This is a genomic window from Flavobacterium koreense, from assembly GCF_054776075.1.
Map to the genome: position 1 here is coordinate 1 of NZ_BAAHCF010000024.1, position 1601 is coordinate 1601.

The 1601-nt window shown below is 40.3% G+C and carries 1 pseudogene; it reads left to right on the forward strand.

The window, feature by feature from the left end:
• Positions 1–1601, forward strand: a pseudogene (locus ACYU7A_RS08065) (hypothetical protein); the annotation flags it as partial.

Below are 1601 nucleotides of genomic sequence, written 5' to 3' on the forward strand. Positions count from 1 at the left end.
GCCAACATGTACGACAGCCACAGGAAGTTTTCAAATCACAGGATTCAATGCTTCAAACACTTATACCTTTAACCCAGGAGTTGTAAGTATTTCATCATCAGGATTGGTAATAGCCAATGCAAACACTTATACTTTTACAGTTACCAATGCATTTGGTTGTACCTCACCATCTTCGGCCAATATTGTAGTAAATGCTCAGCCAAGTCCGCCAAGCGCTCCTACAATTGGTTCGGTTACACAGCCAACATGTACAACAGCCTCAGGAAGTTTTCAAATCACAGGATACAATGCTGCAAACACCTATACTTTTAATCCAGGAGTTTTAAGTATTTCAGCAATAGGATTAGTAACGGCCAATGCGAATACTTATACTTTTACAGTTACCAATGCATCTGGTTGTACATCACCATCATCGGCCAATATTGTAGTAAATGCTCAGCCAAGTGTGCCTAGTGCACCAACAGTTGGTTCGGTAACACAGCCAACATGTACGACAGCCACAGGAAGTTTTCAAATCACAGGATTCAATGCTGCAAATACCTATACCTTTAATCCTGGAGTTGTAAGTATTTCAGTAACAGGATTGGTAACTGCTAATGCGAATACTTATACTTTTACAGTTACCAATGCATCTGGTTGTACCTCACCATCATCGGCTAACATTGTAGTAAATACTCAGCCAAGTCCGCCAAGCACACCAACAGTTGGTTCGGTTACACAGCCAACATGTATATCAGCCACAGGAAGTTTTCAAATCACAGGATACAACTCTTCAAACACCTATACCTTTAATCCAGGAGTTGTAAGTATTTCAGCAACAGGATTGGTAACTGCTAATGCGAACACTTATACTTTTACAGTTACCAATGCATCTGGTTGTACCTCACCATCATCGACCAATATTGTAGTAAATGCTCAACCAAGTGTGCCAAGTGCACCAACAGTTGGTTCGGTAACACAGCCAACATGTACGACAGCCACAGGAAGTTTTCAAATCGCTGGATTCAATGCTGCAAATACCTATACCTTTAATCCTGGAGTTGTAAGTATTTCAGCAACAGGATTAGTAACGGCCAATGCGAATACTTATACTTTTACAGTTACCAATGCATCTGGTTGTACCTCACCATCTTCGTCCAATATTGTAGTAAATGTTCAGCCAAGTCCGCCAAGCACACCAACAGTTGGTCCGGTTACACAGCCAACATGTATATCAGCCACAGGAAGTTTTCAAATCACAGGATACAACTCTTCAAACGCCTATACCTTTAACCCAGGAGTTGTAAGTATTTCAGCAACAGGATTGGTAACTGCTAATGCGAACACTTATACTTTTATAGTTACCAATGCATCTGGTTGTACATCACCATCATCGGCTAACATTGTAGTAAATCCTCAACCAAGTTTACCATTGGTCACCACACCAAGCAACTATGTGGTTTGTGATGAGAACAATGATGGTGAGAGTTGTTTATTTGATTTAACGACAAAGAATTCACAAATATCGACACAATCGGGTATTCAGATTAGTTATCATTTAACACCAACTGATGCACAAACAGGCTCTAATCCGATAAGTACAACAACGCCTTATTGTAATA